This window comes from Dehalococcoidia bacterium (assembly GCA_021295915.1).
GTDB lineage: Bacteria > Chloroflexota > Dehalococcoidia > Lucifugimonadales > UBA1123 > VXRN01.
Genome location: JAGWBK010000091.1, coordinates 1 through 4,122 on the forward strand (window position 1 = coordinate 1; position 4,122 = coordinate 4,122).

6 protein-coding genes are annotated in these 4,122 nt (G+C 58.2%); 4 read left to right on the forward strand and 2 right to left on the reverse strand.

Annotated elements, in window-relative coordinates; all coding sequences use genetic code 11:
- Window positions 1-149: 149 nt before the first annotated feature.
- Complete coding sequence (locus J4G14_15205) at window positions 150-458, reverse strand: hypothetical protein (protein ID MCE2459136.1); 309 nt, start codon at window positions 456-458, stop codon at window positions 150-152.
- A gap of 109 nt (window positions 459-567) precedes the next feature.
- On the opposite strand from J4G14_15205, the gene J4G14_15210 reads away from it, so the two are divergent.
- A complete protein-coding gene (locus J4G14_15210) occupies window positions 568-1,008 on the forward strand; it encodes a hypothetical protein (protein MCE2459137.1) in 441 nt (146 codons plus the stop codon).
- Between the two features lie 46 nt (window positions 1,009-1,054).
- Here the strand turns inward: J4G14_15210 and J4G14_15215 are convergent, their stop codons facing one another.
- Complete coding sequence (locus J4G14_15215) at window positions 1,055-1,387, reverse strand: hypothetical protein (GenBank protein MCE2459138.1); 333 nt, start codon at window positions 1,385-1,387, stop codon at window positions 1,055-1,057.
- Between J4G14_15215 and J4G14_15220 the strand changes: the two genes are divergently transcribed.
- The 3 genes from J4G14_15220 to J4G14_15230 all read left to right on the forward strand — a co-directional run bounded on the left by J4G14_15220 (window position 1,387) and on the right by J4G14_15230 (window position 3,425).
- On the forward strand, window positions 1,387-1,764 hold the full coding sequence (locus J4G14_15220) for an ATP-binding protein (GenBank protein MCE2459139.1): 378 nt from the start codon (window positions 1,387-1,389) through the stop codon (window positions 1,762-1,764). The genes J4G14_15215 and J4G14_15220 overlap by 1 nt on opposite strands.
- Window positions 1,765-2,028: 264 nt before the next feature.
- A complete protein-coding gene (locus tag J4G14_15225) occupies window positions 2,029-2,559 on the forward strand; it encodes a transposase (GenBank protein MCE2459140.1) in 531 nt (176 codons plus the stop codon).
- A gap of 347 nt (window positions 2,560-2,906) precedes the next feature.
- On the forward strand, window positions 2,907-3,425 hold the full coding sequence (locus J4G14_15230; GenBank protein ID MCE2459141.1) for a transposase: 519 nt from the start codon (window positions 2,907-2,909) through the stop codon (window positions 3,423-3,425).
- Window positions 3,426-4,122 lie beyond the last annotated feature (697 nt).

Below are 4,122 nucleotides of genomic sequence, written 5' to 3' on the forward strand. Positions count from 1 at the left end.
CGTGTATGCCATTCCGCCATCCCGGCGCTGATGCTGACTCTAGCTGTGAAATTGTCTGGATTGCTGTCCCGATTGCCCTTTTCGGCTTCGCCGAATACCGCTCCAGTGTACTTTTGATCAACAACAATTAGATCTGCCGCTGGCTCTGACTATTTTTGCCGGTTATTCATTCGGTACGGAGGTACCGGATTGATGACAGACCAGCAAGTCAGGCTATTGAGGCAGAAGAGGATGGAAGGAAAGACACAACAGACAGCGGCAGCCATTCTGGGGAGTCTCATGAAAACGGCGTGGCCGAGCAGGCCCACTACCGTCTGAAGGATGTCCTGGACCAAGCCCTCGTGCTGTGGGACAGCCGCGACTTCGACACGGTCGACGATTACACCAGCTTCGTCGGCAAGGTAGTGGCCCGGCGCAACCGGCTGGTGATGGGGAAGCTGGAGCAGGAACTCCCTCATCTGCAGTGCCTGCCGCCAGCTCCGGTGCCGGAGTACGTCAACTACCGGGCCCGGGTGCGAAAGTGGAGCACCGACCTACACCGTTCCCTCTCGGCTCATTGGGAAGGAGGTGCAGGTCCGGCTGTACGCCGAGCATCTGGAAGTGTACTACAAGGGCACCTTCGTGGAACGGATGGAAAGGGTCCGAGGTGAGCGGGAAGCCCGGGTCGACTATCGCCACATCATCGGCTCCCTGGTGCGCAAGCCTGGGGCCTTCGCCCAGTACCGCTTCCGGGAGGAGATGTTTCCCACCATGACCTACAGGCTGGCCTATGACGCGCTCAAGCGGTGGCGGGGCGAACGCGCCGACGTGGAGTACGTGCGCATCCTGCAACTGGCGGCGACCACCATGGAGTCCACGGTGGACAGCGCTCTGACGCTGCTGCTGGAGGCTGGCGATCCCTTCGCCTACGGCACAGTCAAGGAACTGGCGAACCCGGCACCGCCGCTGGCGCCGAGCGGGATGCCGGACCTGAGGGTCTACGACTCCCTGCTGGCGGGGGTGGCCTGATGACTAACACGTTAGCGCTAAACGACCGGATCGGGGAGCTTTGTCGTCAATTCCGGCTGCCCACTATGGGAACGCAGCCGGTCTCCCGCTTCACCGCCGCCGGACACGGCGAAGTCTCTCCACCTTCCTGGAGGTGCTGGAGCAGGAGGCAGAGGATCGACGTCGGCCGCGAATCAGCAGGCTGCGCACCGCGTCCACACTGCCTACGGGGAAGACCTGGGAGACCTTCGAGCACGACCGGGTGCCCTTGGCACTCTGGCAGCAGCTGGGAGAACTGGCCGACGGCAACTTCGTCGAGCGGGGCGTCAACGTCCTGGCTTTCGGGCTGCCGGGCACCTGTGCGCAGTGGGCCATCGCCTGGTGGAATCGGGCAGGTCAATGCTCTTCGTCCCGGCCTACAGGCTGGTGCAGGACCTCCTCGCCGCCAAGCGGGACCTCGCGCTGCCGAGACAGTTACGGAAGCTCGACAACTACGACCTCCTGCTGCTGGACGACCTGGGATACCTGCCCCAGGGTGTCGGGGAGTCCGAGGTGCTCTTCACCCTCATCGCCGAACGCTACGAACGCCGGGCCCTGGGCATCACGTCCAACTTGGTCTTCTCCCAGTGGGAGCACATCTTCGCCAACCCGATGGCCACTGTGGCAGCCATCGACAGAGTAGTCCACCACTCGGTCATCCTGGAATTCGACGTGCCTAGCTACAGAACCGGAATAGCTCAGCAGCGTGGTAATGGGGAGGTGAACCGGCAAGAATAGATGACGGTGTTCCTGGAGATCCCCAGGCCCATGGCTATCCCGTCTATCGAACGCCCCTTGGCCCTCAACTCGTATAGCTCTCTCACCAATCGACCTCCTAACATTTGGTCGGAATACGCGACAAAGATGCACTCCGCTTGTTAGGGGGTCAATTCCAAGCTGGCGTTTTCGCACAGTTTAAGCGGACTGTTGAGAAAGCCCCCGTTGCCGCCCGGACTGACGGGACATAAGATGACATGAGATTCAGGTTCCGGAGAGGTGCTGATGATTGAGCCATTGGACCGCTACAGCAGAGACTCCACGCTCTTCCAGTTTACAAACAAGAGACTCCGAGACTTCATCGACCCAAAGCATCTGCTGATCCAGGTTGATGAGCAGTTCGACTTCACCAAACTAGTCGGGCCGCTCGAAGACTGTTTCTGTCGCGATAATGGCAGGCCCGCCATTCACCCCGAAGTCCTGGTCAGGGCACTTCTAATCTCCGCTCTCTACAACATCACGTCATTCCGACGGCTTTGCTCGGCGATCTCTGAGAACATCGCTTTCAGATGGTTCTGTTTCCTTTCCATTGACGATAGGGTGTTCGACCACTCGACCATCAGCTACTTCATAGAGCGCATCGGCGATGAGGGGTTCGGAGAGATATTCCATCGGTTCAATGAGGAGTTGCTGAGACTCGGACTCCTTTCCCGCCAGATGTACGTCGATTCCAGTCTGGTGAAGGCGAACGTGAGCGACTACGGATTAGCCCCCAGCGGAATGAGCGTGGAGGAGTTCAGAGAGAAGGCGGCTTGAGGAGAACGGGTTGTTCGTGGTTCGTGAACGGTCTATCGATGAAGAGGGAGTAGAACATGACAGGGTACAGCGCTACCAAGACCCCAAAGGTCGTCTGCCACTGAGTCCAGTTGACACCGATGCGCGCTGGCGCACAAGCAGGTACGACAAGCCCGCCCGCCTTCACTGCCAGGAGAACGTGATAGCCGATCGCGGAGGCTTTATCGTCTCCCGGAAGGTGACGCATGCCAGCGTGGGTGAGTGGAAGGCGGTGGATGATCTGTTGGAACAGCTCCCCATTAAGCCTGAGAGTCTGGCGGCAGACACCTCATACAACGCTGGCCGCCTAGAGGAGGCGTCTCGAAGATATGAACGTGACCGGATACATTCCGATCCATCCCAATCATGAGAAGAACATGTTCTACACGGGTGGCTTCGAGTATCGAGGAGACCACCTGGTATGTCCGGAGGGCAAGAAGCTGCGCCGCAATGGCCTCCGCAGGACTGACCGAGTCCATCAGTACGTTGCTCGCCACAGCGACTGCCAGCAATGTCCGGTGAAGACCGAGTGTCTGCCGACTCGCCAGAAGCGTAGATACATAGCTCTTAGCATGTACCATCCGGTCTTCATGAGAGCAAGAGAGCGTAACCGCAGCAAGGCCAATCAGAGGGAGATGCTCAGACGGCGAACGACTGTGGAGGGAGTGTTCGCGTCCTTGGACCGACTGGTATGGGCGCGAAGTAGGTTGCGAGGTCTCTGGAAGGTCAACTGTGAGGGATACATATCGGCACTGGCACATAACTTGAAGAAGGCTGTACGGCGACTAGCTGACAGGGTGACAACGCCAACACCAACTGTGTCAGGCGAAAGCGTGACTGCTGGTTGACAGTCGTTCAATGGGAGCAACACGGCCGTAGGCTCCGCAGTCCATTTACCGCGAGTGAAACGATGACCCTAGTCAACAGGAAGAGCAGAGGTCACAGGTCCGGGCCTCTGTCAGAACCGATCTGCCTGACGCCAGCTTTTTCAACAGTCCGCTTAAACTGTGCGAAAACGCCAGCTTGGAATTGACCTCCTAACAAGCGGAATGCATCTTTGTCGGGTATTCCGACAGGAGGTGCACGATTGGATAGGTTCTACAGAATCGCATTTGACTCGACGTATCATTCGGATCTCGTGTCTTTAGGATATGCCGACGTAAGTACCCACCTAGCTAGGGTTCAGGAGCAACGAAACTCGTTCGTTCATAGGTCGCCCCAGAGCATTGACGACTCCCTCGCCGTGTCTGTTGTAGAAATGCTCAAGCGAGAGCACGAGGCATGGATTGCAGCCTTCAATCATCGTGTCCCTAGGCCGCAAACGAGATAGGCGGCTATAGATGCGGCGGTTGCCGAAGTCAAAGGGGCAAGGCAAGTGAGATCCCGAAGACAGGGCTGGACCGGCCTGCTGAAACGAGAAGGAGCTGACTTCCTTCCTTGGGCTAGGGAAGAACAGGTGCCTTCGACTAAGAGGGTGTCTGAGAAGTGATTTCACGCTGGGTGGGTCAGTCGGCGTAGCATCAGCCTGACCATGGCAGCATACAC